Source organism: Enterobacter cloacae complex sp. SYL003, from assembly GCF_049236925.1.
GTDB lineage: Bacteria > Pseudomonadota > Gammaproteobacteria > Enterobacterales > Enterobacteriaceae > Enterobacter > Enterobacter intestinihominis.
The window spans coordinates 1-26,099 of the sequence record NZ_JBMKJK010000028.1 but is presented as its reverse complement, the minus strand read 5'-3'; the positions used below and the strand labels follow the sequence as shown (position 1 = coordinate 26,099).

35 protein-coding genes and 1 pseudogene are annotated in these 26,099 nt (G+C 43.7%); 4 read left to right on the top strand and 32 right to left on the bottom strand.

Annotated features, from left to right (window positions below; all coding sequences use genetic code 11):
* Window positions 1–8: 8 nt before the first annotated feature.
* The 28 genes and pseudogenes from ACOT1A_RS22795 to ACOT1A_RS22660 all read right to left on the bottom strand — a co-directional run.
* A complete protein-coding gene (locus ACOT1A_RS22795) occupies window positions 9–503 on the bottom strand; it encodes a thermonuclease family protein (RefSeq protein WP_001215543.1) in 495 nt (164 codons plus the stop codon).
* On the bottom strand, window positions 500–826 hold the full coding sequence (locus ACOT1A_RS22790) for a hypothetical protein (RefSeq protein WP_004208538.1): 327 nt from the start codon (window positions 824–826) through the stop codon (window positions 500–502). Before ACOT1A_RS22790 ends, ACOT1A_RS22795 begins: the two co-directional genes overlap by 4 nt.
* 85 nt (window positions 827–911) lie before the next feature.
* Window positions 912–1,226, bottom strand: coding sequence for a TrbM/KikA/MpfK family conjugal transfer protein (locus ACOT1A_RS22785; protein WP_000754496.1), 315 nt, complete (start codon window positions 1,224–1,226; stop codon window positions 912–914).
* 87 nt (window positions 1,227–1,313) lie between these two features.
* Window positions 1,314–1,706 carry a cag pathogenicity island Cag12 family protein gene (locus ACOT1A_RS22780; RefSeq protein WP_000738524.1) on the bottom strand — a complete coding sequence of 131 codons (393 nt, stop codon included), beginning with the start codon at window positions 1,704–1,706 and terminating at the stop codon, window positions 1,314–1,316.
* A complete protein-coding gene (locus ACOT1A_RS22775) occupies window positions 1,703–3,538 on the bottom strand; it encodes a type IV secretory system conjugative DNA transfer family protein (protein WP_000053822.1) in 1,836 nt (611 codons plus the stop codon). Before ACOT1A_RS22775 ends, ACOT1A_RS22780 begins: the two co-directional genes overlap by 4 nt.
* A gap of 2 nt (window positions 3,539–3,540) precedes the next feature.
* On the bottom strand, window positions 3,541–4,575 hold the full coding sequence (virB11, locus tag ACOT1A_RS22770) for a P-type DNA transfer ATPase VirB11 (protein WP_000650512.1): 1,035 nt from the start codon (window positions 4,573–4,575) through the stop codon (window positions 3,541–3,543).
* Window positions 4,572–4,769 (bottom strand): DNA-binding protein, encoded by a 198-nt coding sequence (locus tag ACOT1A_RS22765; protein ID WP_000629109.1) that lies wholly within the window; start codon window positions 4,767–4,769, stop codon window positions 4,572–4,574. The genes virB11 and ACOT1A_RS22765 overlap by 4 nt, the downstream gene beginning before the upstream one ends.
* Window position 4,770: 1 nt before the next feature.
* Window positions 4,771–5,985: a VirB10/TraB/TrbI family type IV secretion system protein gene (gene virB10, locus ACOT1A_RS22760; protein WP_001295060.1), complete on the bottom strand. Its 1,215-nt coding sequence runs from the start codon at window positions 5,983–5,985 to the stop codon at window positions 4,771–4,773.
* Complete coding sequence (locus tag ACOT1A_RS22755; protein ID WP_000783386.1) at window positions 5,982–6,911, bottom strand: TrbG/VirB9 family P-type conjugative transfer protein; 930 nt, start codon at window positions 6,909–6,911, stop codon at window positions 5,982–5,984. Before ACOT1A_RS22755 ends, virB10 begins: the two co-directional genes overlap by 4 nt.
* A gap of 5 nt (window positions 6,912–6,916) precedes the next feature.
* The gene (locus tag ACOT1A_RS22750) at window positions 6,917–7,645 is read right to left on the bottom strand and encodes a virB8 family protein (protein ID WP_004199085.1); all 729 of its coding nucleotides are present in this window, start codon (window positions 7,643–7,645) and stop codon (window positions 6,917–6,919) included.
* Between the two features lie 194 nt (window positions 7,646–7,839).
* Complete coding sequence (locus ACOT1A_RS22745; RefSeq protein WP_000235886.1) at window positions 7,840–8,895, bottom strand: type IV secretion system protein; 1,056 nt, start codon at window positions 8,893–8,895, stop codon at window positions 7,840–7,842.
* An 11-nt stretch (window positions 8,896–8,906) separates the two neighbouring features.
* Entirely contained in the window at window positions 8,907–9,164 is a 258-nt protein-coding gene (locus ACOT1A_RS22740; RefSeq protein WP_000759841.1) for an EexN family lipoprotein, read from the bottom strand.
* Window positions 9,165–9,173: 9 nt separating this feature from the next.
* The gene (locus ACOT1A_RS22735; protein WP_000716326.1) at window positions 9,174–9,944 is read right to left on the bottom strand and encodes a type IV secretion system protein; all 771 of its coding nucleotides are present in this window, start codon (window positions 9,942–9,944) and stop codon (window positions 9,174–9,176) included.
* Window positions 9,945–9,953: 9 nt separating this feature from the next.
* Window positions 9,954–12,707 (bottom strand): VirB3 family type IV secretion system protein, encoded by a 2,754-nt coding sequence (locus ACOT1A_RS22730; RefSeq protein ID WP_015060057.1) that lies wholly within the window; start codon window positions 12,705–12,707, stop codon window positions 9,954–9,956.
* 24 nt (window positions 12,708–12,731) lie between these two features.
* The gene (locus tag ACOT1A_RS22725) at window positions 12,732–13,022 is read right to left on the bottom strand and encodes a TrbC/VirB2 family protein (RefSeq protein WP_000916156.1); all 291 of its coding nucleotides are present in this window, start codon (window positions 13,020–13,022) and stop codon (window positions 12,732–12,734) included.
* The gene (locus ACOT1A_RS22720; RefSeq protein ID WP_000953538.1) at window positions 13,006–13,650 is read right to left on the bottom strand and encodes a lytic transglycosylase domain-containing protein; all 645 of its coding nucleotides are present in this window, start codon (window positions 13,648–13,650) and stop codon (window positions 13,006–13,008) included. The genes ACOT1A_RS22725 and ACOT1A_RS22720 overlap by 17 nt, the downstream gene beginning before the upstream one ends.
* 232 nt (window positions 13,651–13,882) lie before the next feature.
* Window positions 13,883–14,392: a transcription termination/antitermination NusG family protein gene (locus ACOT1A_RS22715; RefSeq protein ID WP_000455437.1), complete on the bottom strand. Its 510-nt coding sequence runs from the start codon at window positions 14,390–14,392 to the stop codon at window positions 13,883–13,885.
* A 352-nt stretch (window positions 14,393–14,744) separates the two neighbouring features.
* On the bottom strand, window positions 14,745–15,905 hold the full coding sequence (gene mobP1 / locus ACOT1A_RS22710; RefSeq protein WP_004199101.1) for a MobP1 family relaxase: 1,161 nt from the start codon (window positions 15,903–15,905) through the stop codon (window positions 14,745–14,747).
* A gap of 2 nt (window positions 15,906–15,907) precedes the next feature.
* Window positions 15,908–16,453, bottom strand: coding sequence for a DNA distortion polypeptide 1 (gene ddp1, locus ACOT1A_RS22705; protein WP_001348698.1), 546 nt, complete (start codon window positions 16,451–16,453; stop codon window positions 15,908–15,910).
* A gap of 340 nt (window positions 16,454–16,793) precedes the next feature.
* A complete protein-coding gene (locus ACOT1A_RS22700) occupies window positions 16,794–17,051 on the bottom strand; it encodes a hypothetical protein (protein WP_004199355.1) in 258 nt (85 codons plus the stop codon).
* Entirely contained in the window at window positions 17,048–17,212 is a 165-nt protein-coding gene (locus ACOT1A_RS22695) for a hypothetical protein (protein WP_000004083.1), read from the bottom strand. The genes ACOT1A_RS22700 and ACOT1A_RS22695 overlap by 4 nt, the downstream gene beginning before the upstream one ends.
* 74 nt (window positions 17,213–17,286) lie before the next feature.
* On the bottom strand, window positions 17,287–17,625 hold the full coding sequence (locus ACOT1A_RS22690; RefSeq protein WP_001099725.1) for a hypothetical protein: 339 nt from the start codon (window positions 17,623–17,625) through the stop codon (window positions 17,287–17,289).
* 93 nt (window positions 17,626–17,718) lie between these two features.
* Window positions 17,719–17,961: a hypothetical protein gene (locus ACOT1A_RS22685; protein ID WP_000008707.1), complete on the bottom strand. Its 243-nt coding sequence runs from the start codon at window positions 17,959–17,961 to the stop codon at window positions 17,719–17,721.
* Window positions 17,951–18,220, bottom strand: a complete 270-nt coding sequence (locus ACOT1A_RS22680; protein ID WP_001006717.1) for a hypothetical protein — start codon at window positions 18,218–18,220, stop codon at window positions 17,951–17,953. The genes ACOT1A_RS22685 and ACOT1A_RS22680 overlap by 11 nt, the downstream gene beginning before the upstream one ends.
* An 8-nt stretch (window positions 18,221–18,228) precedes the next feature.
* Complete coding sequence (locus tag ACOT1A_RS22675; protein ID WP_000662998.1) at window positions 18,229–18,780, bottom strand: hypothetical protein; 552 nt, start codon at window positions 18,778–18,780, stop codon at window positions 18,229–18,231.
* A 59-nt stretch (window positions 18,781–18,839) separates the two neighbouring features.
* The gene (locus ACOT1A_RS22670) at window positions 18,840–19,076 is read right to left on the bottom strand and encodes a hypothetical protein (protein ID WP_000792381.1); all 237 of its coding nucleotides are present in this window, start codon (window positions 19,074–19,076) and stop codon (window positions 18,840–18,842) included.
* A gap of 58 nt (window positions 19,077–19,134) precedes the next feature.
* Window positions 19,135–19,650: a DnaJ domain-containing protein gene (locus ACOT1A_RS22665; RefSeq protein WP_001025390.1), complete on the bottom strand. Its 516-nt coding sequence runs from the start codon at window positions 19,648–19,650 to the stop codon at window positions 19,135–19,137.
* A 589-nt stretch (window positions 19,651–20,239) separates the two neighbouring features.
* A pseudogene (locus ACOT1A_RS22660) lies at window positions 20,240–20,392 on the bottom strand (DNA-binding protein); the annotation flags it as partial.
* Between the two features lie 610 nt (window positions 20,393–21,002).
* Between ACOT1A_RS22660 and ACOT1A_RS22655 the strand changes: the two are divergent.
* The 3 genes from ACOT1A_RS22655 to ddp1 (ACOT1A_RS22645) all read left to right on the top strand — a co-directional run bounded on the left by ACOT1A_RS22655 (window position 21,003) and on the right by ddp1 (ACOT1A_RS22645) (window position 23,009).
* A complete protein-coding gene (locus tag ACOT1A_RS22655) occupies window positions 21,003–22,016 on the top strand; it encodes a replication initiation protein (protein ID WP_001348704.1) in 1,014 nt (337 codons plus the stop codon).
* Window positions 22,017–22,024: 8 nt separating this feature from the next.
* A complete protein-coding gene (locus ACOT1A_RS22650) occupies window positions 22,025–22,468 on the top strand; it encodes a hypothetical protein (protein WP_001074369.1) in 444 nt (147 codons plus the stop codon).
* A 187-nt stretch (window positions 22,469–22,655) separates the two neighbouring features.
* Window positions 22,656–23,009 (top strand): DNA distortion polypeptide 3, encoded by a 354-nt coding sequence (gene ddp1 / locus ACOT1A_RS22645; protein ID WP_000877224.1) that lies wholly within the window; start codon window positions 22,656–22,658, stop codon window positions 23,007–23,009.
* Between the two features lie 20 nt (window positions 23,010–23,029).
* On the opposite strand, the gene ACOT1A_RS22640 is transcribed toward ddp1 (ACOT1A_RS22645), so the two are convergent.
* The 4 genes from ACOT1A_RS22640 to ACOT1A_RS22625 form a co-directional block, all read right to left on the bottom strand.
* Window positions 23,030–23,314 (bottom strand): hypothetical protein, encoded by a 285-nt coding sequence (locus ACOT1A_RS22640; protein ID WP_001043731.1) that lies wholly within the window; start codon window positions 23,312–23,314, stop codon window positions 23,030–23,032.
* Window positions 23,315–23,349: 35 nt separating this feature from the next.
* Window positions 23,350–23,661: a hypothetical protein gene (locus ACOT1A_RS22635; RefSeq protein ID WP_000469598.1), complete on the bottom strand. Its 312-nt coding sequence runs from the start codon at window positions 23,659–23,661 to the stop codon at window positions 23,350–23,352.
* Window positions 23,662–23,866: 205 nt separating this feature from the next.
* Entirely contained in the window at window positions 23,867–24,151 is a 285-nt protein-coding gene (locus tag ACOT1A_RS22630; RefSeq protein WP_001185481.1) for a hypothetical protein, read from the bottom strand.
* A 99-nt stretch (window positions 24,152–24,250) separates the two neighbouring features.
* Window positions 24,251–24,913, bottom strand: coding sequence for a division plane positioning ATPase MipZ (locus ACOT1A_RS22625; RefSeq protein WP_000516402.1), 663 nt, complete (start codon window positions 24,911–24,913; stop codon window positions 24,251–24,253).
* Window positions 24,914–25,293: 380 nt separating this feature from the next.
* Between ACOT1A_RS22625 and ACOT1A_RS22620 the strand changes: the two genes are divergently transcribed.
* On the top strand, window positions 25,294–25,956 hold the full coding sequence (locus tag ACOT1A_RS22620) for a recombinase family protein (RefSeq protein ID WP_001549893.1): 663 nt from the start codon (window positions 25,294–25,296) through the stop codon (window positions 25,954–25,956).
* Window positions 25,957–26,099 lie beyond the last annotated feature (143 nt).

Here is a 26,099-nt window from a genome sequence, read left to right as displayed (position 1 = left end):
GAAGCGCGTCAGTTTTGTTTATGACGCCACTCCCACGGAGGAACGGGATTACTGTCAGCCCACAGGCCGCGCTTCTGTGTCTGAGCTTCCCGTTGCAGAGCCGGTAATGAGTTATCGGTGTTGTACCTGTCATAAACCCATGCAGCCCCTTTTAGCACTTGCTGGCGGTTAGCCTCAGTGCCGTTCGCTGTCACCACTCGTCCCAGGACTCGCCCGTAGCGATCTGTTTGCGTATAAGAGACGGTAACTGATTGCCCTGCCAGCAGGGCTTTAAGTTGATTGGTTGACCAGCGACCAAAGGGTTGTTTTTTTTCCGGTGCATCGATATTTATCAATCGGACTCGAATCGGAACTTCATACACAACAATTTTCGCGGGTAGTGTTTTAACTTCGATGGTATCTCCATCGAGAACGCGAATAACTTTCCCCTGAATCTGAGCAGCACACAATGTAGCTGGCAACAGGGCAACAGCAAAGGAAAGAACATTAAAAAAATGTCTCATTGCTTTCTTCCCTCCCATATTGCTGAGAGTCTTTTAAAAATGGATAAAACGACGACTAAAGCCACTGCGATAACAGCCAACGAAGGAAGTACATAGCTGTATAACTCAACCATGAAATTAATAAACTCAATGAGCGATTGCGGCTTTAAGGAAGCATCCCACAAAACGATAACAAAACGATAAAGCCCATAGACAATTGCCGGAAACCAGACCATAAACAACAAAATTTCAGTAAAAACAGAAGCGACCGATTTGACACTATCGATAATTTCAATTCCGGCAATTCTCACACTTCTTGCATCAGGTACGTTAATAATTTTCATCCTCCCACCCCTGTAAAAAATGTTCGCAAGTTCCAGTCTCAAACCTGAAACTTGCGTATTCACATCAGAATTAAATCAAACAGAATTAAAAGTTTTTCAATCGGCCAAAGCTTGAAATAATTTTACTTACTGTACCTGCATCAGCCGCAGGACATTCATTTAGTTTTTTCTTTCTGGCATCTGCCGTGTGATCGGGTAAAAAACCATGTTTATTCTTTTTCCTGATTGACATAAAACTTTTATACATCGGGTCACATTCTGCCGGACTACTTCCGTCAAGTTTTCCGGCAAGGCATAACACCATTGCACATGGATCGTTCGGGTCGGCCTTTTCCTCAGCATGAGCAGTTCCGGCAGCGAACGCACAAAGCAGCACTGCCGTGGTTACGGTCTTTTTCATATACACCTCATGGATAACGGGCAACTAACGCCCTGCGGTTGTTCAACCCCGGCTCAATAAAATTACAAGAATTTTATTAATCCGGCGTTATCGTGATAAATAAACACTGGTAGTCCGGCAAGAAAAACAGTTCATTTTATAACGATACTGTATGACACCGTTTGCACCGTTCGCCCTCAACCAGTTTTTAGCTGTGAAAAAGTCTGTTCCGTTACTGGTTTCAACAATCACTGAATCAGAATGTGCAACAGAATAAAAAACAGCATCATCGTAAAGGCGGTTTTCAGGCCTGAAATTATGGATAACCTTAACCCACGATGAATTAACCTTGTCTGATTTAATAACTGAGTATGTCGGTTGCCAGTCCATTAATTGTGTATTCACCGTTTCAGGATTCTGTTCCCAGTCAACCTGTGGTGGTTCAGGCGGAGAGGAACAGGCAGAGAGAAAAAGGACACTGACCATTAACATTTTTTTCATAGTAAAACCTCTGACTCCAGCTCACCGACGGAGAGCATTTTTTCTTTAGAAGGATATTTAAGCCCTTTAACACCCAATACTTTTTTAGTCTTATTCAGAGAGGCGGTTAACTCGGTAAGTTTGGGGCTTACCATCATCAGCCTGTCCATAAAATACGGGTCGAGGAAGTAGAGGGCTTTCTCAGCTTTAACCGGGTTTTCACCTTTAAGAATGATAAATTCTTCTTTAAAATCCAGCGTTCCCAGCTCCTGCGGGAGCACAAGGGCGCGCTGCGCCTCACTTTCTGAACTGCTTTTCGACGTTGAGCGTCCGCTTGTCTTGCTTGAACCTGTCGATTTGGTGGTGATATAGCCCAGCTTTTCCGAAATCTTTTTAGCGTCATCTTCTTCACTGACAGCGTAGATAATCCGGCAGGGATGCGCACTCATCAGCGTTTTGGCACCTTCAACACCATAGATTTCATTAAGCTGACTGATATTCTGGTAAATCGTCAGAAGTTTGAGTTTAAACCCGGCAATATAACCCGAACCTTTTTTAATGATTGGCATGTAACCAATAGACGGAAACTCATCCAGGAACATCAGACAGTCATGTTTCAGTGTCGGGTCAAAGTCAGGGTTTTCTCGTAACGTGACTTCCACAACGAAGTTAAAGAACAGGTTGAGGAAGTCATAGGCCAGGGACATATCTTCAGCATTAACGCCAACATAAACAGTGATATCTTCCCGGCGCAACTGGCGAAGGTCGAAATCATTGCCGTCTGTACATTTGCGAACAGTCGGAAGATAAAACAGACTCATTTTCTTACGAAACGAACCATCAATACTCGAACGTTGTTCGTCTTCGGTTTCGTGATACTCCCTGATTTTGGTCAGGGCATCGCGCAGATGATACAGCGCGTTTTCATCAAGTCCTTTTGTTCCCTCCAGGTCTTCTCGCTTACTGAGTATCAGCTCCCGGTCGATGTTGCTGTACAAATCGACTACAGAACCAATTGAGAAAACAGGTTTAAGCCCGAACTCACCAAGCCAGGAGGGGTCGTAGTTAATAAAGAAATGAAGCAATTTTGCCAGCCCCGTCCAGTACTGCCCCGCGAGGTTATTAAAGTGTGCTTCCGCTCCGGTCAGACCGTAAGACGGGAACAGGATCTCAATCAGCTTCAGCAGGTCTTTAGCCCCGCTCTCTTCTTTTAAATCAATATAGAAAAGCGGGTTAAACTGATGCGTTTTACTGTTGAAAGGGTCAAGAAGATAGACCTTATTACCCAGCAGTTTTTCACGTACCTTACTGGTGATTTTCCACAGTTCCTGTTTTGGATCTAATGCAATCAGGGAATGTTTCCTGACCAGCAGGTTTGGAATACCTATTGCAGCCCCTTTACCTGCGCGGGTTCCTGCGCCAAGTGATACAAAATCTGGTGCGGTATACCACAGGTATTTACCTTTATATGCACCTACAAGAATATCAGTATCGTTTTCTTTCTCCCATTTCAGAAGTTTCGATTTTCTTAAATCATTATCACTGGCAAACTTCGCGTCACCATAAAGAGCAACATCCGTTTTATTCAGTTGCCAGATAATAAAAACAGGCACAATGAGAGACGAAACCATACCTGATAAAAGAGAGGGGATTGCGGTTAACCTGATATCTGTCCGTATATTACTCTCTGTTATTATCCGCCACAGCAGCATGGAATCAAAATTCTTCCATATATAAAGCGGCGTTTTTCCGTTCAGGAAGTAAACAGCAACTGAGCCAGTATAATACGTCACAAGACACATAACCAGACCGATAAAAGCCCACTGGCCTTTATCGGGTAGTTTCAGAGACATAATCACTCCTTCAGCTTTTCAAAGTATTCCTGAAAATGAATATCACGATAGTAAATACCCGATGCAAATCGGTTATCTTCCTCATCGATGTACTTAATACTCATAATCACATCGACGTTGCTTAACACCCTCCGCAATATAATGTTATAAGGCAAATTCTGACATTCAGGGTTCATATAGCACCGTTGAACCAGTCCAAGCACAGCATCTTCAGGGGTGCTCTCATGGACGGTTGTAAGGTTCCCTGCATGGCCGGAACTTGAGCCTTTGAGAAAATCCCAGGCTTCCGCGCCGCGAACCTCAGTCATGAGGATTCTGTCCGGGTTCATACGAAAACCAGAACGTAAAAGAGAAGCGGAACTGACAGTGCTACTTTCCCCTTCTGACGGGTAATACAATTTCACATGATTTTTGTGGAACCTGAACTTTGCTTCATCTGTATCTTCAATTGAAATACATCGTAAATGATGGGGTATGTACTGAAGACAGGCATTTGCAAAGGTGGTTTTACCCGCCCCCGTTCCGGCACAAAATACCATCGTTTTACCCTTAACCAGGCATTCAGGGACAAATTGTTCAAAACAATTATCTTTAAACATTGAAGATAATTCATCTTCTTTATCCCTGAATTTCCCCCCTTGATTTAGCCTTGAGTAAAACCCTTGTTTAACAAAGGTATCATGGTCGATAAACACACTGGACGGCTTACGGATTGTAATAGACACCGTTTCCCGTTCCGTTGCCGGGGGAATAACTATTTGTACACGCTCCCCTCCGGGGAGCGTAACAGAACGTAAGGGATATTCTGGCGTAACCGACCCACCATCATGATAATCAGAAATTGCCCCTGCAAATGACATACAATCTTTAAAATCCATTTTTAATTCATGCTGCTGCCATTTCCCACTCACTTTAACAAACAGTTCATCAGGCCGATTTACCGCGATTTCAGTTAAACCATCGACTTCATTAAGCCAGTGGTGGAAGTATTCATCTATTATTTCATAAACAATATGTCTGTTCTCTGCATCCTTCATAATTCACCTTTTCCTTTAAGATCTTCAATAAAACGCATGACTTCTTCGTAATTAAATCGATGCGTTTTGATTTGTTTCAGTGGTTTGGGGAAAGGAACGCCATTTATTGGTATGCCCTTACGAATATGATGGTATATTTCGCTTTCCCTTATTCCTAACAGCATTGAAAACTCTTTGATATCCAGCGTTATCAAATTACCTCCGGGTACCCACCATTTTTAATTTGTAGATGCTGGAGAAATCCAAATCCTGACCAACGATCAGAGTAATGATTTCCCCCTGGTTTTTATAAAGCGTTGGAGGGATATTTACGCTGTTTGCAAACGCTTCGCGTGCTATATCAGCAAAAGCCTGGCGACTGTTAGCTGTATAGTCGGTCTGATTGTCTTTATTACTTTTAGCCGCTCCACTTGCGGCCTGTGCCACATCGGGGATCATGCCAACCATCATCGCGCCCATAAAGCGATCTGCAAAATGTGTGTCAATCCAGCCTGAAGCCCCGGCCTCACCCAGCGCTCCCGCCGCCTGTGTATCAATCAGCGGAATATCAATGAAAGGTTCCTTACGTGTTCTAAGCTTCGTAGCAGCGATAAACACGGCTCCCTGACCATGATTGAACGTGCCCGTTTTATACATCAGATATGCGGCTGTTCCCTTTTCAATTAGCTTTACATTCCTGTTTGCACTGTATACGTCCTCATTAATCGTACAGACCAGCTTGCCAGCCAGATCAGAAATAAATCGTCTGTCCAGCGAGCACTTAATCGCGGTATTTTCAGGAATGAAAAGGTTAGGGTCATAAGGAACGCGCGTAATTTTAGAAAGCTGCGCGGGTTGCCCTGCATTAACAGGCTGAACCTCTGCCTGTTTGTCACTGCCGTCCCCCTCGTTCCTGGTATTGCTGGCCGTTGATGAGCTACCACCGGAATTTGAGGAAGCAGAGCTGCTCCCCCCATAGGCCACATCCAGCGCACGACTGAAGTTTTGTTGTACTTTTTCCGGTGGCGTTTCCGCTTTGCCGCTGCTTTCCTTCCGTTCTTCCGTCTTAGCCGGTTCTTCCCTGGTGTTGAATGGATCAACATCATCGCTGAGTCCTGTCGCGCGTTTTACTGAACCAGTAGATACCGCATTACTGGCAGGCTTATCATCACCGCTGGACATTGCACGAATAATCGACGGGATATAGTAGACAGACACCCCGGCGGCCAGCAGAAGGAAAGCGGCCACAATAATCACCAGCCCCTTACGCGATTTTTTAAGCTTCTCGATACCCAGGCGTTTTACTGATTTACCGTCATCTTCATCTCCCTTATCCGTTTTATCGTTTTGCTCAATTTCTTTCTGATGCCGTTCCCGTAGTGCCTGTTCAATTTCTACAGCGGTCGGGATTTTATTTTCCTGTTCGCTCACTGGATCACCTCTTTCTCAACGTTCGGGGAAACGGTATCTCCTGCCGGAAGACGGACTTTGCCAAAGCCCCGGTTTTCAACCCCAACAACCTGATTTCCCATACGCAAAACAAAGCGCTGGTCTACAGGAACACCAACAACGGTGAAACTACCGCTGTTTTTGACTACCGGGTTAGTCAGCGTTTCCTGTTCGCCGCTCATAACAAAGACGCTGGGGATTTTCTTCAGGGGGCTGAAGCCAAACCAGGTATAGCGGCCATCGTCATACGCATAATCCGGGCTGATTGACTGGCTGCCGTCAGCTACCCGCTTCCAGTAATCCCAGTTCTTGGGCGACTTCGCATTTTCAAGAGAACGGTTGATTGCCTGCTCCTCCTGCCGCTTGTTAAGAGCCTCAATCCGTTTCTTCTCGATTTCGGCTTGCTCCTTCCGGCGTTCCTGCGGGTACTGGTAATTAACAACAAACGCGATCTTATCCGGCTGCCGGAACGTTCGGGCGTTCAGCTCCATGCTGTAATTACGTTTTGTTGTGCGAACAAACAGGTTTGTTCGCCAGCGTTCCAGGTCGTTTTCAGGATCAAGGGCTACACTGACCACCTCTGAAGACTGGTTGCCATTGTCATCGGTACTGTTCTTCTGTACGGTCTGTTTGACGGGCTTCACTTCGAGATACACCAGGTTATCTTCTTTGTTCACTTCCCAGCCCTGGGGAAAGCCGGTTCTGGCACTGATGACCGTTTCATCCTCGTCAAATACCAGTGTGGTTGTATAGCCAACCGCACTGTTTATGACTGTCGTGTTTTGCGGGTTATAACTGACAATCTGATTACGGGGATCAAAACGGCTGGCTGCTGGCGTAACGGCTGCATGGCAGACGTGCGACACCAACAGAAGCGCCACAATTAGCGCTCCTTTATTCATTTTCATAGTTTTCACCCTTTCACTTCTTTATCGCGTACATAGCTCGTTACAACGAATTTAAGCGGGTTATTGTTTCGGTCACCCGATGCCATTTCGACCTGTGGTTCAATACGGTAGGTCAACCGGACGTTCCAGTATTCATAATCATCCTGGCCTGTCGCGACATTTCGAATGGTTAATTTAAACCGGATATATGCTCCCATATCCTTATCATCGCGCCGGGATGACGGACTGATAATCACGGACGGATTATCCTGAACAGATGCGGTTTTTTCCGCTTTATTATAAATAACCTTTGGTGACTGGTTGCCGTTGATTAAAGCGTTGTAATCCGTCGCCACATTCTCAGCGCTGTATAACAGAACATAATCATAATCATGCTGGAGACTGAAATAGTTATACCCTTCACGACGCTTCACATACTGAGTAATGAAGTATTTCGCCAGCGCTTCATTTTCAGAGAGGTTTTCTTTTTTAACAGAAGTCAGTCTTTCAGCAACGCCAGTGACACCATTAATAAGATAAGCTTCGACAACCGTACTCTTTAACGGTAGCGCTCCATTCAGTGCCAGCAGAGACAACACACCTACGGCAATTCCTGCAATACCACCGAATTTATAAATGCGGTTCATTTTCTCCTGCATCAATACATTTTTCTCTTCAAAAGTAGTTGAAGAGTCTGTTACTTCTTTTTTCTTGTTAAAACCGGGAAGTTTTAATCCTGAGAGTTTAAACCCCATTGCGCATTACCTCTGCTGAATTAACAGGTTCGCTTTTTCCGGATACCGGAGGTTGTTTATGTGACGCCTGGCATCCGACAAGGCAAAGCGTCACGATAGCCGTGATAAGTAGTTTCATAATGTGAGAACCTAAATAGAGGAGTGAATATTTACTGCGGAATACTCAGAGTTGACAGATTTAAATAATAAATCGGTTAACCTCCATATTTCTTTTTCGCCGCATCTATCGCAGCCTGGCGAAGCCTCTTAGCGCCAATATTAACGCCCTGCCCGGTCAGATTCCCCAACTTACCGGATACACCAGGAGACTGGTTGAACCCTCCATCCTGACGGCGAACGCCTTTCCATGCGCCAATCCCTGCATTTTTACCCATACCAAGCAGATTACGCCCCATACGGGAAGCGCCGAACACGCCAGCACCAATCCCCATTGCGGCTGCCCCTTGCATCGCGCCTTCAACACCTACCCCTGCGAGCTGGGAAGCATAGGTTTTGGCTTGCCAGATAATCCAGGCCATAAATGCACCTGCAACCCCGGCCTGAGCACCTGTTGATATCAGATTTAATTCATCTGCGTTAGCTATCGAGATTGTCAGAATGCCATTAAGGAACGTCATTCCCGCTTTAATTGCCAGTCCACAAAACAAGAATATGAAGCATGAGCTAAATATTAACTGAAGCCAGCTATTAAACATCTGCCTTAAAAAACCAAATGAAAGACAAATAATAAACAACGGCGCGGTAATAGTAAGTATCTTAATAGTAACTTCGGCGGCGAGATAAACTATTGAAGTTAGCAATAATGCAATTATCCCTCCAGCATATGTTAATAAAGATGCGATTGCCCCATCTGTTTTCACATACTTCGAAGTATCTTTGGACATAAGATATGCAGCTACCTGCTGAACTTTCTCCCAAAGCTCGTCAACCCATTTCCAAGGATCACCTCCTGCAAATGTTTCCTTCAGCCCATCAATGGCCTGAGTTGCACTATCTAACCACCCCCCCATATTTTTGACAAAAACAAGAATTAACCAGAATCGACATAGATTCCATAAAAAATCCTGCACTGCGGTTTTTTGCTTCCCAACTATTGTGGTATAAGCATACCACAATATATAAATGGAAATACCATACTTACCCAACTGAGACGCTATTGAAGAAAAGTTATCTAACTGACCAGTCAAAGACTGGTCAAGAGTTTTAACAATAACGTCATGAGCGGCCTGGAAATACCTAGAAGTTGCCATAGTGGCTCCTTTTAACTTCCATCTTTACCCAATACATTTTTGAATGCATCTTTATAGTCAACATGCTTAGGATGTAATTGCTTATACCTAAACAAACCTTCCTTAGCGTTTTTACAATTTTCGCTATCACTCCCAGACTTTTTGCATTCAGCTACTTTTTTCGTTGCATCGTCTACGTGAGACTGCCACCAGTCTACAGATTTAACCTCTTCACACCCGGTAAGAAAGAATGTAAGCCCCAACGCCGCAACTAATCCATATTTTTTCAAAATGCCCCCTCAGTTCATTTCATAACTCTGCTGCTCAAATGCTGCCTTATAATCAACAACTGGAGTTTCTTTATTAACAGCCCCTAATTGTTTCTCCTGGAAAGCAGCCTGTAACATTTTCTCCTTGTATTCTGCAAGATCGCGCTGCTTATCGCGATACATTTCATACTGAAATTTGAGCTTGTTAAATTTCAGGCTTGCCAGAGATACAGCGTTTGTCGCGTCCTGCGTGGCTTTCGTGTCCTGGGCGTTCTTCACCTGGTCGATAAGGTCGGCCATTTCCTGATTATCTTCACGCAGTTTACTTTCCAGCTTATTGCCGTACTCGATCCCCGCCAGTTGGGACAGGAACGAGGCTTCACAGCCCCGCACCAGGTCGCCCGTATATCCCAGCCCCTTACAGGTGTTTGTCACCTTATAATCGGCCAGTAGTGATCTGGCTTGCTCAGACAGGGTGGCTTCCGGGTTCTTAATGTAATCATCAATGAAGGAGTTCCCCTGGTCGTAAATATTCTCCAGCTCCTTACTGACAGATTGCGCAGACTGCACCAGTCCCTGAACATCACGAATGCCCGTTTTGGTCAGCAGCTCCTGCTTATAGGCATTAATCTGTTTCTGGTAGTGGTTCACGGTGTCCTGCCACTGTTTGAGGCGTTCTGTCCAGCGCTGCGCTTCGACAGCCCATTCAGGGTTTGCATCAATGGCAACGGGAACACCAGCCTGAGCACCAGAAATAACCGTAACAGAGGCGATAAGTGCCGCAACGATATGCTTTTTCATAGGGATTCCTTAAATCAGGTTTGCACGTTCCAGATAGGTATCAAGCCACTCTTCCGGCTTCATACCCTCTTTCCAGATTTCATCGAACAGTTCAAGCTGGGGTTTCGATGCGCTGAGAACCGGTAGGTAATACGCCGCTTTTCCCAAATCCAGTCTTGCGAAAGCCGCAAAATCATCACTTTCCCCCTTCCTCTGTGGGTTTTTGACGACCAGGAACTGACGAGATAACGGGTCAATGGCTTTAATTTTGTCAAAATAAAGTTCTCTCACTTCCAACTCGTCTACGTACTCACTACGTTTCGCTTTGGGGTTCGCCAGATAAATATGTGTTGCGCACTGCTCACGAACGGCAGCCGCGATAGGTGATTTAATTAGTTCATCCGGCGATTGTGTCGCTACGACAAGCACCATATCCAGCTTACGCGCGGTTTTGAGTTTGTTATAAACAAAATCTCTGAACGCTTCGTTGTTAATCCATTGCCAGAACTCATCCATGTAGATAAGGAGTCGGCGGCCATCAGCCAGCATGGTGACACGGTAGATGAGATAGAATGAAGCGGCGCTGGAAAGTACTTTGTTATCCAGAAACTCCGTTCCGTCTATACCGAAAACGTCCAGGTTGTCCACATCAAACGTATCGTCCGGGTTATCAAACACCCAGCCAAATTCCCCTCCCTGCACCCAGGCATTCAGGCGTGCTTTAAGCCCATGCCGCCGGGTTTCAGTATCATCAGGCTCCAGAATGAGTGGTCGCAACTTACTGATCGGATAAGAGCGGTTTGACCTCTGCATCAGGCGCTCAACGGCATCAGAAATCAGGCGGTTCTGGTAATCATCAAGCGGCTCACTGTTAAGCGTACAAAGTAGCCTCACCAGGTCTTTCATAAAGGAAATATTTCGTTTGGTTGGTGGCAAAGCCGCAGGGTTCCAGCCAGTCGGCTCTCCTTCTTTCACCCGAAAGTAAGCACCTCCCATTGAACGTATACCGGGTTCCGCTGCCCGATCTTTGTCGAAAAATACTGTAGTTAACTTCTTTAATTTCCTCTCAGGTGGAAAAGACTCCGGCGTTCCGAACTGCTGGGCGGCGAAAGCCTTAGTCATCATCACTACCGTTTTACCCACGTTTGACGTACCAAGAATTTCGGTATGCCCCAGCGTGGGGTTTTTACCGAAGTAATTTTGATGCTCGGTAGTCATGTGATAGTTCAGGTTATAAATATCATTTCCTGAGCCGCCCAGGGTGATAAGGTTGTTACCCCAGGTATTTCCTTTCTCCTTGCCCGTAAAGAAATTATGGAAGCTTTCCATTTCGGCAAAGTTCAGACTGCTGATAGAACTCAGGCGTGGCCGTAACGTGTAGTTACCAGGTAACTGAGCAAAATACGCTGCGCCAAGACTCAAGGTTGAATAGGTTACGATCAGCCCTAAATCCTCCAGGGTCGTCGTTACAATATTGGTGTCCTTCACCAGACGCTCCGGCGAATCTGCGTAAACAATCAGTGTCTGGTGACTTTTCCCGAAAGAAATATAGCCGCTGGAGACCATATCGAGACCAACTTTCAAATCAGCGAGCAAGGATTTAGCGGCATCATCGGTCATTTCGAGTTTGTCGATCTGATCATCCAGCGCCTTGATTGCAGACTGCTTGTCTATCGGAGTTAAAGAGGAAGTCTGTACATACTCAACCGGGAGATACATCAGTGCATCAAAAATTCCGGCATCCGTTTCCTGAAAGTAGTCCTTGATCTCGATGCAACGAAAGTACCGGGCATGGTCAGAGGCAGTGATTTGTCCAGCATCGTTACCAAAGAACAGGTCTTTACCACCCAGGTATGTATAAAACGGACTATTGGTGACTCTGACTTTCTGCCAGCGCCCGGATAGCAGTTTCTGGAACAGCGTAAGCTGTTCTGAATAAACTATATTATTTTCTTCATATAACCCAAGACGACGGGAATGAAACCGGGAGAGATAGGTGCTCAATCTGCCACATATTTCATTCATATCATTAATGGGTTCTTCGAAGATATTTTTATTACCCTTTTTCCTTGAAAGAAAATGCGTCACTTTATCTTCAGCGCTGAACGGTTTATAGCATACGGTTAAGTATAATTTGTTTTCAAAATACTCAGCCGCCGAAAGCGATTCGTAATAATCGTTCATCACTCTGTTGACGAATGGGATCTTGCTGTCAAATACAGGTCGCACTTCTTTTCTAACCCGAATACGATGCGTATAAAAGGTAACGGGTTTCCCATCAAAACTACGTATCAGCGTATTGAGCTGGTCAGTAAGCAAGGCTAGATCCGCTTCATCTACACATTCAAAATAAGCTCCGTCAATCTGCCAGGTCGCCAGTAGATCATGGTTTCTGGTAACAATGAGGTTATCAGTGATGTGTGATGAATACGGGATTAACTCTTCAAGAGAAGACTGGTCTTTAAGCTTCATAAAATTGTCCACTTTCGATATATCGACTGCGTCGTACGAACTCCCCGCATAATGGACGGCATTGAAGCGCTTGTTTGCCAGAGGATTACCTTTGATTTGCATTCGCAGATAAAGCAGGTCAAAAAAGCGTTCATCTATCTTCGTAACTCGCTTGATGGCATACCAGCCAGGGAGGATGAGGGCATACATAGCCTCATGAATCCAGACACCAAGCAAAACGCAGATAACGCACATTCCAAGAAAGGGGTAGAGCGGAACGCCCAGCCCCCTAATCAAAGCGGGGCGTGTCAGCCCTTTAAAAACGGTACTCATTTTTACGCCCCCTTTTATTACATATTACGCTAACCAGTCAGGCAGATATGGCGCAACAATAAAGATGATAATCCCGATAATTAAAGGCGTAATCCACGCTGCATGCTGGCGTGAGAAGATAGCGATATAACCAATTACCAGCGCAATGATGGTGATTGCTGGCTTACGGATATCCGTCAGAAAATCGATAATCTTCTGCAAGAAGCCAGTTGTTTTAGTGGATACATCATCAGCAAAGGCGGGTTCTGCTACACAAAGCATCAATGCAGCCATAAATACAGAAAGAGTTAAATAACGTTTATTGAGTTTTAACATCGTTTGTTTCCTTTTCATCTAAAACAGTGCCACGCATGGCATATTGGGGATATACGGTAACTTCTTTAGGTTTGATACTCTGTGTTACATTCTCCTTTCTGATTGCATCTTTAACTGAAGGAACCACCCAGTTTTTTTTGTTATCAGGCGGATTAAACCCTATGCGCTGTATATAACTGGTGTTATTAAAATCTGATTCAGGTTTAGTTCCTGTTTCTGGATTGCCGGAATAATAGCAACTCAGGCCACGTAAAATATCGCCACCACGTTTATAACAATCCACCAAAATTTGCTCTGAAACCTTGAGATTTTCGCAGGGGTCAAACATTTTCTCAGCGGTTGTATTGAAGTTTGCAAAATTCGTACTCGTTATTTGCATAAGACCGACTGAGTAACGATGATTTCGTGATTCAATTTGATTTACGATCTGGAGTGCAGCCTCCTTAGTTTTGGGAAAGTAGGACACTACGCCTTTGTCACCGGGCTTACGTTCAACCTTCGGTATTATCTCGGCAATAGCATATGGGTTAAAACCAGATTCAACCCTTGCAACTTCATGCGCAGTATCGGGATGAACGCTGGCCGCGCATTGCAAAGCAAGCGCCGCAAAAGCAGTAGTAGATAACATGATTTTCTCCCGGCCAGAACAGCGCGGAAAGTTTAGACTGAATGGTTAGTCATCGAAGTCGTCATCGTCTTCATCGTCTTCGTTTATCAGCTCCTCAATAGCCTGGCTGGAATATTTTTTTATGAGGTACTGGACAACACCAGAGCTTGAAATACGTCGCCCCCTGCGATAGCCAATCTCCAGAGCAATTTTATCCAGTTCCTCACGAGAAGCTGAGGGCAGGTAGAGTGTATTACGTTGGGGCTTGCGTCTCGTTGCGGTTTTTTTTCGGGTAGCAGTCATTTTTCTTCCGTTTCATTTTGTGGGTTAAGCTTCTCTCTGTGATGTAGTGGATGAAAGCCATACTTCTTTGCTGCGGATTATCCATGAGTAGAATTTCAGCAAAATCGTGTGGAATTGATTTCCTTAAAAGATTTGCCTGAGCTGTTGTATGTGATTGTCTGTACAAAAGCTCCGCCATCACATCTTCTGGTACAGGTAAAGGCTCACCGCCAAATGAGATAAAGCGTTGTACGTAAGGGATAGCAGTTATTGTAGTGGAATGAACCTCTTCAAAATCTGCCTGGATAAAAAGATAACCGGGAAAAAGCGGCAAACGTCTTTCTCGATATGAAATTATCTTATCCGGGCGACGATACCTTTCAGTCTCCATAGGACAGAAGTAAGAGAAGTTCAGGCGTTCGAGATGAGCAAAAACTGCTGCAAATCTCGTAGTGGTGAATTGCAAAACATACCATTCCATAGTTTTTCCTTTCAGGCGCTCTCTCGACTCGGATGACCCCGAATCAGAGAAAAAAAACAAAAGGACAAATTTACATCTCATAAAAACTTTATCAGCTACATGTGCTGCGTTCAACCACACAAGCAGATCTTTAGATCGCATTTACGACACATTTCATTTTGTTTGTGCTTGTATTTTATTTATATCTAGATACATATGCTATTTGATAACAAAAAAGCAGATCGATTGATCACCATGCGCTTATTTTATAGTCAAGTTAACTAAATTTTTTACCGCTAGTTACTTTTTACAAAAACTCTGCTAACAAGATAAATAAATCGATCTTAATCAATAAGTTACCGGAGAGTATGAATTATCCTAAACGAATTCCGATTTTCACTTTCTGTTCGCTTTGAATCATCGACTGTTTTATTTGCGAGAAATTTCTCATCTGGAGTTGCTGTTTCTTAATCATCTCCGCGCTGTTCAGCACCAGCTCTTTACTGGATGAAGAGATTCTGTCTATGCCCTTAACCCCCAGGTTCTCTAGCTGCCACTCATTCCTGTGTGCAGTCTTCCAGCCATGCTGTACACCGTTCTTATCAAGTGCAGGGATTTTCACCTCCTTTTGTCCTAACTTCTTCAGCTTAACAAGATCACCTTTCTTAACGTTCTCGCGAGTGGTTAACTCACCAAAATCAGCCCCCCAATATGTTTTCTCCACGCCCTTGTTCAGTGTCTTAAGCTTTATGAAATGCTGCTTTGGTTTGGTTTTATCGTTCTGATAATGGTCGTAGCCAACATCAACAACCTCATAAACGCCCTTCTGTCGTTTTGGCGCTGTTTTGTGCGCATCTTTAATAGACTGGTTAAGTCCATGCTGCTGCTTATGAGTGGCTTTAACGTCATAGCCCTTCATCTTCAGCTCTTCACAAAAACCTGTACGAATTTCCCGTAAATCTTTTTTCCTGATATCAGCTCGTTTACCGTCATTATCACGAATACGAAAAACGACATGCACGTGTGGATGTTCTTTTTTGTCGTTATGATAGCCAAGCACAAAACGATGATTTGGGTACTTCTTGTTCATCGTTTTCCTGACAGACTCAAGCAGATCTTCAGGTTTTACCTTTGCTGATACAGGCGGTGAAAACACAATATTTTGGGTTACTTTTTTATTTTCCTTACCTTTATCATCGAAAACATTTTGAGGGTCATTAGCACGATCTATCATGTGCTCTTTAGCCTCCTGAATCTCATCACCTTTCCATACCTGACCGCTTTCACTCATCACTGGCAGCTCTGACTCCCGGCTCATATAGTCAATACTGTTTCGAACTCCCTGCCGGGTAATCGCACCTCCTGAGATTTTGACAACAACCTCCTTACTGGCACCCTTGCGGTTGATACGTTCCTGAACGTTGCGTTGATAGTTTTTACCACCATTTTTAACTTTATGGGCGAAAGCAGACTTGCGGCCAGCTTCAGAGGACTTACGCTTAACCCTGAATTCCTTGTCAACATAAACGCCCATGATTACACCTCAACCTTGTTAGAAACAGTTCGCCCTTTGCATAACATAATGTAGTTTTCAAACTCACTTTTGAGACTCATTATCTCTGAACTCAACCGCTCAGCGTCCTGATAGAACCCATCTTTATCAAGTACTCTGGCATTATCATTAACGATAATATAATGAAAGTTTCGCCCTATTTTATCTATTGCATTACGGCAACGATTCATCACCAGAAGTTCCTGATCGAAAAAATCAAGTTCATTTTCAAGTGTCGTCTGGATTCGATAACGACATTCTCTGGATAAATTCCAGCCATGACGATGAGCCGCTTTCTCTATTAAAGTTCTTTGTTTCCCTGTCAAATACATTGTGGTTTTGATAAAATCATCATTGTCTTTTGACACATTAACATCTTCATTTTTAACCTTGCTTTTCAGTAAAGCATTGGCAAGCAGCTTCATTCCTTTTGCCACGGTTAAACCCGGTTCATCTGGATAAAGTGTTTTAAGACAATCAAGTAGATCATCATGTTGGCTTTCTTCAATCCTGAATTGAACTTTTTTCATAAAACTCTCCAACAAGAACCGACTGTAGGTCACCGGGCAAACGTTGCGGAATGGCGTCAGAGACGTCATTTTGCGGCGTTTGCCCTATCCTGCATCGCAGTGAACTACCTCCACACATAAATTGTGCTTCAGCGTCCATCGAAATGCAAAAAATGAAAGGCTATCGTGGCTGTGATCTGGTGCGTCTGCGACCGGAGACAACGGATTCGCGGCTAACTTGGGCGGAAATAAATTCGCTACGCGAATGGCCTGGCAGGGGGCGCGAGCGCTGTTTTACGGAATATACAAAAAAAGCACCTCCCGTAAACGGGAGGGCTTCGGCGATTCAGGAACGGGAATTTTATTCTGCCTCTGGTGTGTCGCCTTCCATGCCCTGCCGGGCATCATGGAGCCAGCGGCGGAGGTTACTCATTCTTTCCCGGTTTGCCCGGCTGGGACTTTTTCCCCTGTTACCGCTTAGTATACTCCAGACTCTTAACCCGGCCTCGTTAGTCCAGTGCAATACAATTTCCCCTTTGCTGTTAAATCCCAGCGAAAACCGGACAGCTCCCCGCCTCTGTTCTGCACTGATAAAATCTAAAAACTCCTGTTTTTTCATAGCACCTCCTGTTTTTCTATCAGTGCTTTTGTTTCTTTCTTTTCCAGGGCTTTTCTGAGTAATGCCATGTACTCAGGAAAAGCAGAGAATGGCATCAAGGGAAAAACCGGACGCCCACCCTTTTCAACAGTCTGTATTGCTGATAACATGCGTTCCGACATTTTATATTCCTCGCGAGGGAATTGAGTGTCACGGTATCAGGTTGCCTCCACAACCTGATACCACCCCTAATTGATTAACTCCGCAGTTCTCTTATCGCTTCATTTTTGGCTTCCTCCAGTTCTTTAAGGGTATATGCGAAATTCTTCCAGTTAATTACTTCGTTTATAACCTCAGATTTACTTAAACCACACTCATTAAACCAAAAGTTAATATTTTTCTTGAGGGAATTTTTCGCCGTCAGTTCCTCGGACAACAATTCACTAACAGACGTGATAACATAACCACGACCGCGATTTTTATCTTCGAAAGAATGAACGGCAAGGAAGAGAGTTTCTGAATGGACAAAAGCAGAGCAGGTGATTTTTTCTTTCTTAGTGTTTAAAGCCTGGAAAGTGATAACATACGTGTTCATTTTAGTCTCCCGCCCGTTTGGGCTACTGGATCATGGTAAGGAACTATTCCCGACCTACAAATAAATTATACCATCATATGATGGTAATGCAATTTATTTAGTCACTTTATCCTGATTTTTTTCTCTCTTAACGAGCTGGTAATCTGGATGTTCATCAGCCAGGAGCAAAAGTAATTCATACGTACCAGCGGCTAAACCACGAGACGTTTTACCGGATGTTTCTTTGGCTTGCCAGGCTGATAACGTAAAACCAAACCGTTCAGCGGCTTCCTGCTGCGTAAAGCCAGCTTTAATACGTGCTTGTTTCACCTCTTCAGGTGTTGGCTTAAAACTCATGATTTTGTACCTTCACAATAGTATCTGTATAGAATTTCAATAAAATTGGATCATCAATTTCATCTTTAACGTTCGAGAATTCTTCGTAATAAAATGATTTTTGGAAAACAATCTTTTTAGTTGTTTTTTTATCCGCTTCTTTAGAGCGTACCTTCATCAGTTTTTCAAGTTCAATAAACAAACGTGTTGCATCTTCAGACACAACAATCCTGTATGTTACATTACCTTTGTTTTTCCTGTCGCTCAGGACTTCATTCATTTTTTGCCTCATAGCTGTTTAATAAACCCCGCTACCTTTATGAGCTGATCTACACTCAGGCCACGAATTACCATTTCATATCCGTCGCCCCGTTCTGATACGTTACCATCTAACCCATTCTCAACTTTAAACCCGGTCAATGTCCCATGCCAGCTTTCAAGATGCACTAAACGAGATAGCATTCCTTTCAGGATCAGTTTTTTCTCGCGTTTTTGCTGTAACTGTTGTTCATACTCTCGCGCCATATCTACATTATCTAAAGCATCCGACAGGATTTTCTTTTCAATATCGGCGGCGATTTCTACAGGGTTACGCTCTGGCGATACTGTGCAAGTATGGTAAGGACTTCTCCAGCTGCGACTATCTACGCTTCCAATGATAACTAACCTTCCTTTCTCCATTCGAATATGTATAGAGTAATTTTTAAAATCAGGTGAGGTTAGCTTAATCCTGTACTGGCAATCATCGAGCAGATTTACACGCCAGCCGTTCCCCAGGATTCGACAAACGATTTCAAACACCGGTTTATACCGTTCAAAGAAATTTTTCTGTTCTTTCATCGATTCAGCCTTTTGAACTCAATAAAAAAGCCGTAAATCGAATTACGGCAGTTTTAAGACTATTCATCAAAGTGTCCATCATCACTTGCAGCTTCCTGGGCTTCGCATTCCTGCTGATATGCTTCTTCCTTCGCAAAAAGATGCGCCCATCCTTCTGCGTTTAAGCCACGGTGCAAGACTGAACCATTTTCATTGCATTCTTTGGCTGTAACTTCGATCTCATCCGGGCAAATGTAGGCTCCGTAACTTTCAAAAATGTTTATCAGCTCCGCTTCCGTTATGGTCTTGTTTTTCATCAACGTGTCTCCGAATCAATCTTTGCCATGTTCTAGGGGGCTTTCGCCCCCATTCCGGTTATGCGCTTGCTTCTACACGTGTCCAGCCTGACGCCTTACGTTTACCCGCTGTACCATACATTTCACGAATTTCTTCAATGCTGTGTTCTTTACGGTTCCAGCGGCTTTTGTGTTCTTCAGGACGGTAAAACCATTGTTTTTTCTTAGATGCCCACTTACAGCCCATTTCCTTTAAAATGTCTTTGTGTTCTTTAGTTTCTCCGCTAATCCAGACCCAATTACCAATAACTTCATAGACAATCCCTGTAAGGCCGGAAAGCGTATTCAGAACTTTTTCCAGATCTTCACCGTAGTTGTAACGTGCGTTTTCATCAGTGCTTTGAAACTGATTGATTTTATCAATGTTAGCCATGAGAAAATCAAACGCAGCATTTACTGCTTTCATCAGCTCGGCACCCAATGGATTGCGGTCTGGATGATATTTTAAAGCCGCTTTTTTGTATGCCGCCTTGATGTCCTTTTCAGTCAGATCACCGGATAAACCAAAAACGTTTAATGCTTCCTGAATATTCATTTTTCGCTCCCGCCCGTGTGGGCTTCTGGAATCTGGCAGGGAACCATTCCCAACCAACAAATTCATTATACCATCAAATGATGGTTATGGAATCATTTTTAATGCTTTACATTGTAAAGATTACATAAAGATGTATATTGCTTTACCGCGCATGAAGGGATTTCCGAAAGAGGCGCGAACTGTAGTTACATAATGCGCTGTCGTAACATCGCGCCGGAGACGTTCGCCAGGACTGGCGAACCAACAAGCCCGAATGAGAGCGATAACCCCCCTCACCCCTGCCAGGCCAATTTCTGACTATCAGACGATGTTTAGCCTGTCGCAGTTAGCGCGTGAGCTTGCGAACGGTACGCCGGGTCAGTGTGAAACACTGGCGCGGGGCGCTGTATCTGCGCGTTATGAGATGCGTTAGCAGCGAATTACGGGGCGGGTTGCTGAAACCGATTGATGCCTGACAGCAAAAAATGAATCCGGGCGCCAGCTGCTGCACGAAAATTGCCAGCAAAAAACACTTGGCCATCCTCGCCGGTCGTGAAATTTTGCTGGCATAAGAAATAATCCCCCCGGTATGAGGGGCTTGTCTGAAAGGTTAGTGGTTGGGCTTACTGAGAGTGAACTGTAACCCGGCTACTGCTGCAAGCTGTGCAAGTGTTGTGATGGTCGGGTTTCCGTTCGGGGATAATGCGCGGTAGATACTCTGACGAGCAAGGCCGGATTTTTTGGCCGCCTCTGTTATACCCCCTGATTAGGGATCAGGTTAAAAACGAGCTGTATGACGTTCTAAGCGCATTTTACCCGCTCCGTTGAACCATGACCGGGTTAAAGCGGTTAAAACGCCTCTGAGGGCTTTTGAGAGCATTTAAGAATTGGATCGGAAAAGGATCCCGTCTGGATCTTTTAGAGAGATTACACCGCTCGCCGCAGCCGAACGACAGGGCGAAGCCCGCGAGTGAGCGAGGAAGCGGAATTTCCACGGGGTTTCAATAGAGCACTTACGCGCTAAGGTTAATATTTGCTCAATTTTTGGTGGTGCAGTGCTCAGGGAGGCCAGACGGATCTATCCTCTGGATTTATGCTGAGTTATCCACAGACGCTGTGCATTAAAAGCCTTATATTTTCTTCTTGATCTTAAAAACTTAAAAACTTAGCTCGCTTCAATTACCTGAAAATTATGGAAAAAAATTGCTAAAGGTGAGAGGATTTTTCACGTAAGGTGAGAGGATTTTTCACGTAAGGTGAGAAGATTTTTAAGTTAAGGTAGTTAGATTTTTCACTAAAGATGAGAGGATTTTTCACGTAAGGTGAGAAGATTTTTAACGGTTTCCACAGTTTGACTGAACATCAAGTGAAACATGCGGTTGTTGCTATCTTTAGATATGAAGATCCTCAGATCTTCATATCTAAAGGTGAGAGGTTTTTTAATTAAAGGTTGTATTGTTGTCTTGAATTACAACCTTTGTGGGGTTATGATTTGCCTACATAGGAAAGGTTATATGAGGCTTATCGTGAAGACAGTAACGGGATTAACGAAAGTTAGACATAGAAATGAAGTTGGGGTAACTCTTGCATCCCTTTCCCTTTCAGCAAAAAGAGTGCTTTTTCTGGCTCTTTGCCAGATTGATACAAAGGAAATGTTAGATGATGATATTTTGGAGGTTGATGCTGACTTTTTTTCAAAAGCTACTTCTTTAGATAAATATGCCTCTTATGCAGCTCTGAAAGAGGGAGCTAAAGTTCTTTCTTCAACTACGTTAGTTTTAAACAGAGATGATTTAAAAAATTTGGCTGATGAACTTGGGATACTATCATCTAAGAATAAAATACCTGATCGCTTGGATTTAAACTTAACAGAATTCTGTGCCTATTACGATCATCTTGCAACTGTACGGATAAAATTCACAAATACAGCTAAGCGATATTTTTCTAAGTTGATTGGTTCTGAAAATAGATATACCACTCAGGTATTGAAATCAGTTGTGTTGTTGAACAGTGTAAACTCAACAAACCTTTATCAAGTCATTAGGAAATATTACAGTCAGAATAGTTCAAAAAAATCTTTTGATATATCCGTGGATGATTTAAAAGAGGAAATGGGACTTTATACTATTGAGGAAGGGGAGAAGAAATATAAGTATCCTAAATACTCATTTTTTGTTCGTGATGTTATCAATAAAAGCATTAATGAGATAATTGAGAAAACGGAAATAAATCAGTTATCTTTCTCTGTTGTTGGGAAAAAAGGGAGAATGGCTCACATGCTTAGATTTGAGTTTAGTATAAATGAAAAATCCTCATCCTTTTCGGAAGATGATATGGCATTTTTAGAGGAGTTTGACAAAGTCGTTCCACCAAAAAAGAATAAGTGAGGCAAAACATGGCTAAAATATATGAGTTTCCGCAGGGAGCCGAACGAAGTAAGCTGAAAAAAGAAATCATCCGGGAACGTAAAAAACGATTGCGAGAAACGAACGGTAACCCGGTTATCCGGCACGCTAAATGGTTCTGGTTTTATCTACGTCTTGCTACGGCTGGCGCACTGCATTTAGTCTCTGTTATTTCTCTGGCAGTCCTGGGGGCTTTCAGTAAAGCTATTTTCTGGATTGGTGGAATGCTCTGTGTTGTTACATGGTTCCACCTTGAGCGCCAGTTCTGGACGCCGCAAAATTTCACGATTCCAGTAATCGTAACGCTGTGGGGATTGAGTTTGTTTGCCACTCCCCTGATGGAGCTGCTTAACAAAAAAATGCCGTGGTATCGTCTTCTGGTTCCTGATGCAAAGCACACTAGCACTGAGGCAACCAATGATGATCAGCCGTGAAGCAACAATGTTATCCAGTCGGCTTGCAGTGCTTCTTTCAGCCTTTTATCATCGGTTAATCATAGCGCACGAGGCGAGTTCTTTTCACTGCGATGCAGGATAGGGCAAACGCCGCAAAATGACGTCTCTGACGCCATTCCGCAACGTTTGCCCGGTGACCTACAGTCGGTTCTTGTTGGAGAGAGTTATGAAATATCAGGTTAAAGAGTTTATTAACGAAAAATATTCTAAGGCTGTTAATATTTTAAAGGATAACCTTAAAGAACACTACCATATTTTTTATGGTTTGAGATTAAGTGAGATTCTTTTTCCTGCCAGCGAATACGGCTCTGAAATGTTTTTTCAGGAGTTTGAAGCGATTAACAGTGTAATATTGCCTTTGGTGATTTTTGATTTGATAGACCGAAAGCCGATTATGGTTATCGGCTTCGGTGAAGTATGTGGAGTTGATTCACTTGTTGATTCTGGTATAGAAGTTGTTTCTTTAGACGGTTTAAGCGATCTGCTACTGGTTGAAAAACTGACGCCATTATTTAACTAAACCTCTGGATAACTATCTTTTCAGTTTTCCAGTAAGATTTTTTCTATATCTGAAAGCACTATTTTTTCAATGCTTTCTATATAGTAATGCTCATTAAAACCTGTCATTTCTGTAAATTTTAGCTCTGCATCATCTTTCGAATAAGCAATAACAACTCTGAAATCATTTTCCCACAAATCCCACCTGTATTTGTCTTTTATACGAACCCTGTACAATCCTTTTTGGATAGTGCCATCTTTTTTCTCTTCCTGTACTTTTTTTAATTTTTCATTTTGCACCTGTTGTTCAAGCCATGATTTATTCATAAATCCCCCACGGTTAACGTCTTTAGGCTCGGTTTTTACTTAACGAAATCTTCCGGTTTTACACCTGTTTTTACCTTCATATACTTGCCCTCCCCCCTTAGCTTCGGCTGAAGTTCGGTAAAGTACCATCCGGCAACGGTAATAATGCCTAAAAATACAAAAATAGCAGGCTTCAGAACATCAATAGCTGATACAGCGCATAACTCAATATTGAGATTAGTACAAGTTCCCTCATCAGGTGCATAGAACCCCCATAAGCCTATACCTATAAGGAACATCCCCAATATCGGTTGGATGTATAACAAGTAGATATTAATAAGAGTTTTAATATATCTGAATATGAACATTTTTCTTTCCTTAGGTTTCTTTCTATTTTGGATTTCCAATTCTTAACCAATGTGATGGTTCGACAATCCATTCTCCGCAGTCATAGGCAACGGCCTTATTATGCCTGTTAGCGAACCATACTAACCAGGCTAATAATCGCTGATTGCCGCTGTATTTGGTTTATCTCTAACCATCACAACATATCTCTTTTTCTTAGCCATAACGCTACCCTAATTTTGCAGATTCAAGCAGCCAGTGGTTTTTCAGGTTCTCGTCCAGGTTATCGAATGCGGCCAGCGCTGCCTTTAGAACGGTTGTCTTGCTCTGGCCTGTTCTCTGCGCCTCCGCTTCCAGGATCTCCTCAAAGTACGCTGGCAGTCTGAAGTTCATCAACTTTGGTTTACCCGCTACAGGCGCTCTGGTAGCGCCGGAGATAAAACGCGCGGTTTCTGCGTTTGTTGCTGGTTGCTGAGATTCATCGATGTTCGGGCGGTTTAGTTTTAAAGCCATGAAAATTTCCCCTTGTACGGTATGCATTAATTGTAAATATCATAGTATCTTTATGGTGTATTTACAATGTAAAGATTTCGATGAATATTGTTGATATTTCTATAAAATGCCAATTTCCTGTGCCACAAGTTCAATCTGTGCTTTCGCTGTTGAAAGGCTCGATGCCCGGCTAACGTCATGTACCCCTGCCCCTTCATTACAGGCGCTTTCATACACATCCAGCTCGGATATCCGGGTTTTCAGAGGTTGAATCCAGATGTTGTCCGAACGCAGTAATTTATCCAGATCAATGGCCGCTTTTCTGTGGCGGGGTTTCGCTGAGTTGATTCTGGTGAACAGCACCCACGGTTCCAGAGCTGCGTTAGCTTTCTGAGCGGTGCGGATTTTCTCTGTAACACTGGTCAGTGTTTCGCTTTCGAAATCAGAGGACGGCTTAACCAGTGTCACCACGATATCTGATACTGTCAGGGCGCTACGGAACTCCTGGCTGTCGTGGCCGGGGCAATCGACAATGAGAACTTCACACAGCTTACTAAGGCGCTTAATTTCGTTGCTGACGTTTCCGTAAGCTGCGTGAACCGGGATAGTGAGTAAGCCGTTATCTGTCCGCTTTTCGTTCCAGCTCAACAGATCGTGGTTTTTATCTGTCTTCAGGATAATTACCGACTTACCTTTGTTGACCAGCATTGAGCCTGTGTTAGCCACGTAGGTGCTTTTGCCTACCCCACCTTTATCTGATACGACAAGCAAGATTTTACCCATTTCAGAATCCCTCTCTTTATGTTGTAAAGCTCATGTAAAGATATGAATGTCTTTACATGGTGTGTTTTTCGTAAAGATACTTTTGTCTTTACAGTGTCTTTATAATGCAATGGCTTTACCATGTAAAGCACAAATAAAGATATATTTATCTTTATGGTGTCTTTACATGGTAAATGTTGCTGTGTCTTTATGTGCGCTTTATGGTGTAAATCTTGGTGTGTCTTTACATCATCTTTATGTTGTAAATTTTTAGTGTGACGTTGTCACTATAGGGCTGGGGTCTGTTTGCTGGTTCTTTTTGAGTGTGCCTTCCCTGAACCAACTGAAATGGGTACTGTATGGGTGTGTCTGGTTAACTCAAAATGAACTGGTTCCCTATAATGACTCAAACAGTACCGAAAGGCTTTGTCAGAGCTTACTTACGCGCATCCACGACTGAACAGGATGCAACACGCGCCCTGGACACGATAAATACCTTCGCCATCGAGCGCGGCCTGAGCATCTGTAACTACTACATTGAAAATGAATCAGGTTCTAAGCTTGAACGCCCTGAGTTGTTCCGGCTCCTGAAAGATTGTCAGCAAAACGATATCTTGCTGGTAGAGGATGTGGACAGGCTTTCACGCCTGGTAGGGGAGGACTGGAACACACTGAAGAAAATGATCCGGCAGAAAGATATCCGGGTTGTGGCCGTCAACGTTCCGACAACCTGGCTCGCATCGGGTCACAATGATTTTGACAGCCGAATGTTTTCGGCCATAAACGATATGTTGCTGGATATGCTGGCCGCCGTCGCCAGGCGAGACTATGAACAGCGCCGGGAACGGCAGCAGCAGGGGATCGCCAGGGCGAAAAGGGAAGGGAAGTATAAAGGCCGCCAGGTTAATCAGTCTCGCTATGACGCCATAAACAGGCTGATTGCGAGCGGCAGCTCCTGGAGCCAGATTCAAAAAGTGCTGGGTTGTAGCCGGGCGACTATCAGCAAAGCTGTGAAGCAACAGACCGTTAACAAAATGAACCATGAACCTGAAGGTAGGGAGTAGTTACAACATAATAAACAGTGTGTTGAAGAATAAAACTGATTCTTTATACTGTATATGCATGGGTCTTCCCCGATCATGGTGGGAAGGCTCAGAACGCCATATTCAGCTTTCCGTAGTGGAACATCACCCCCAGTTTAAAGCGC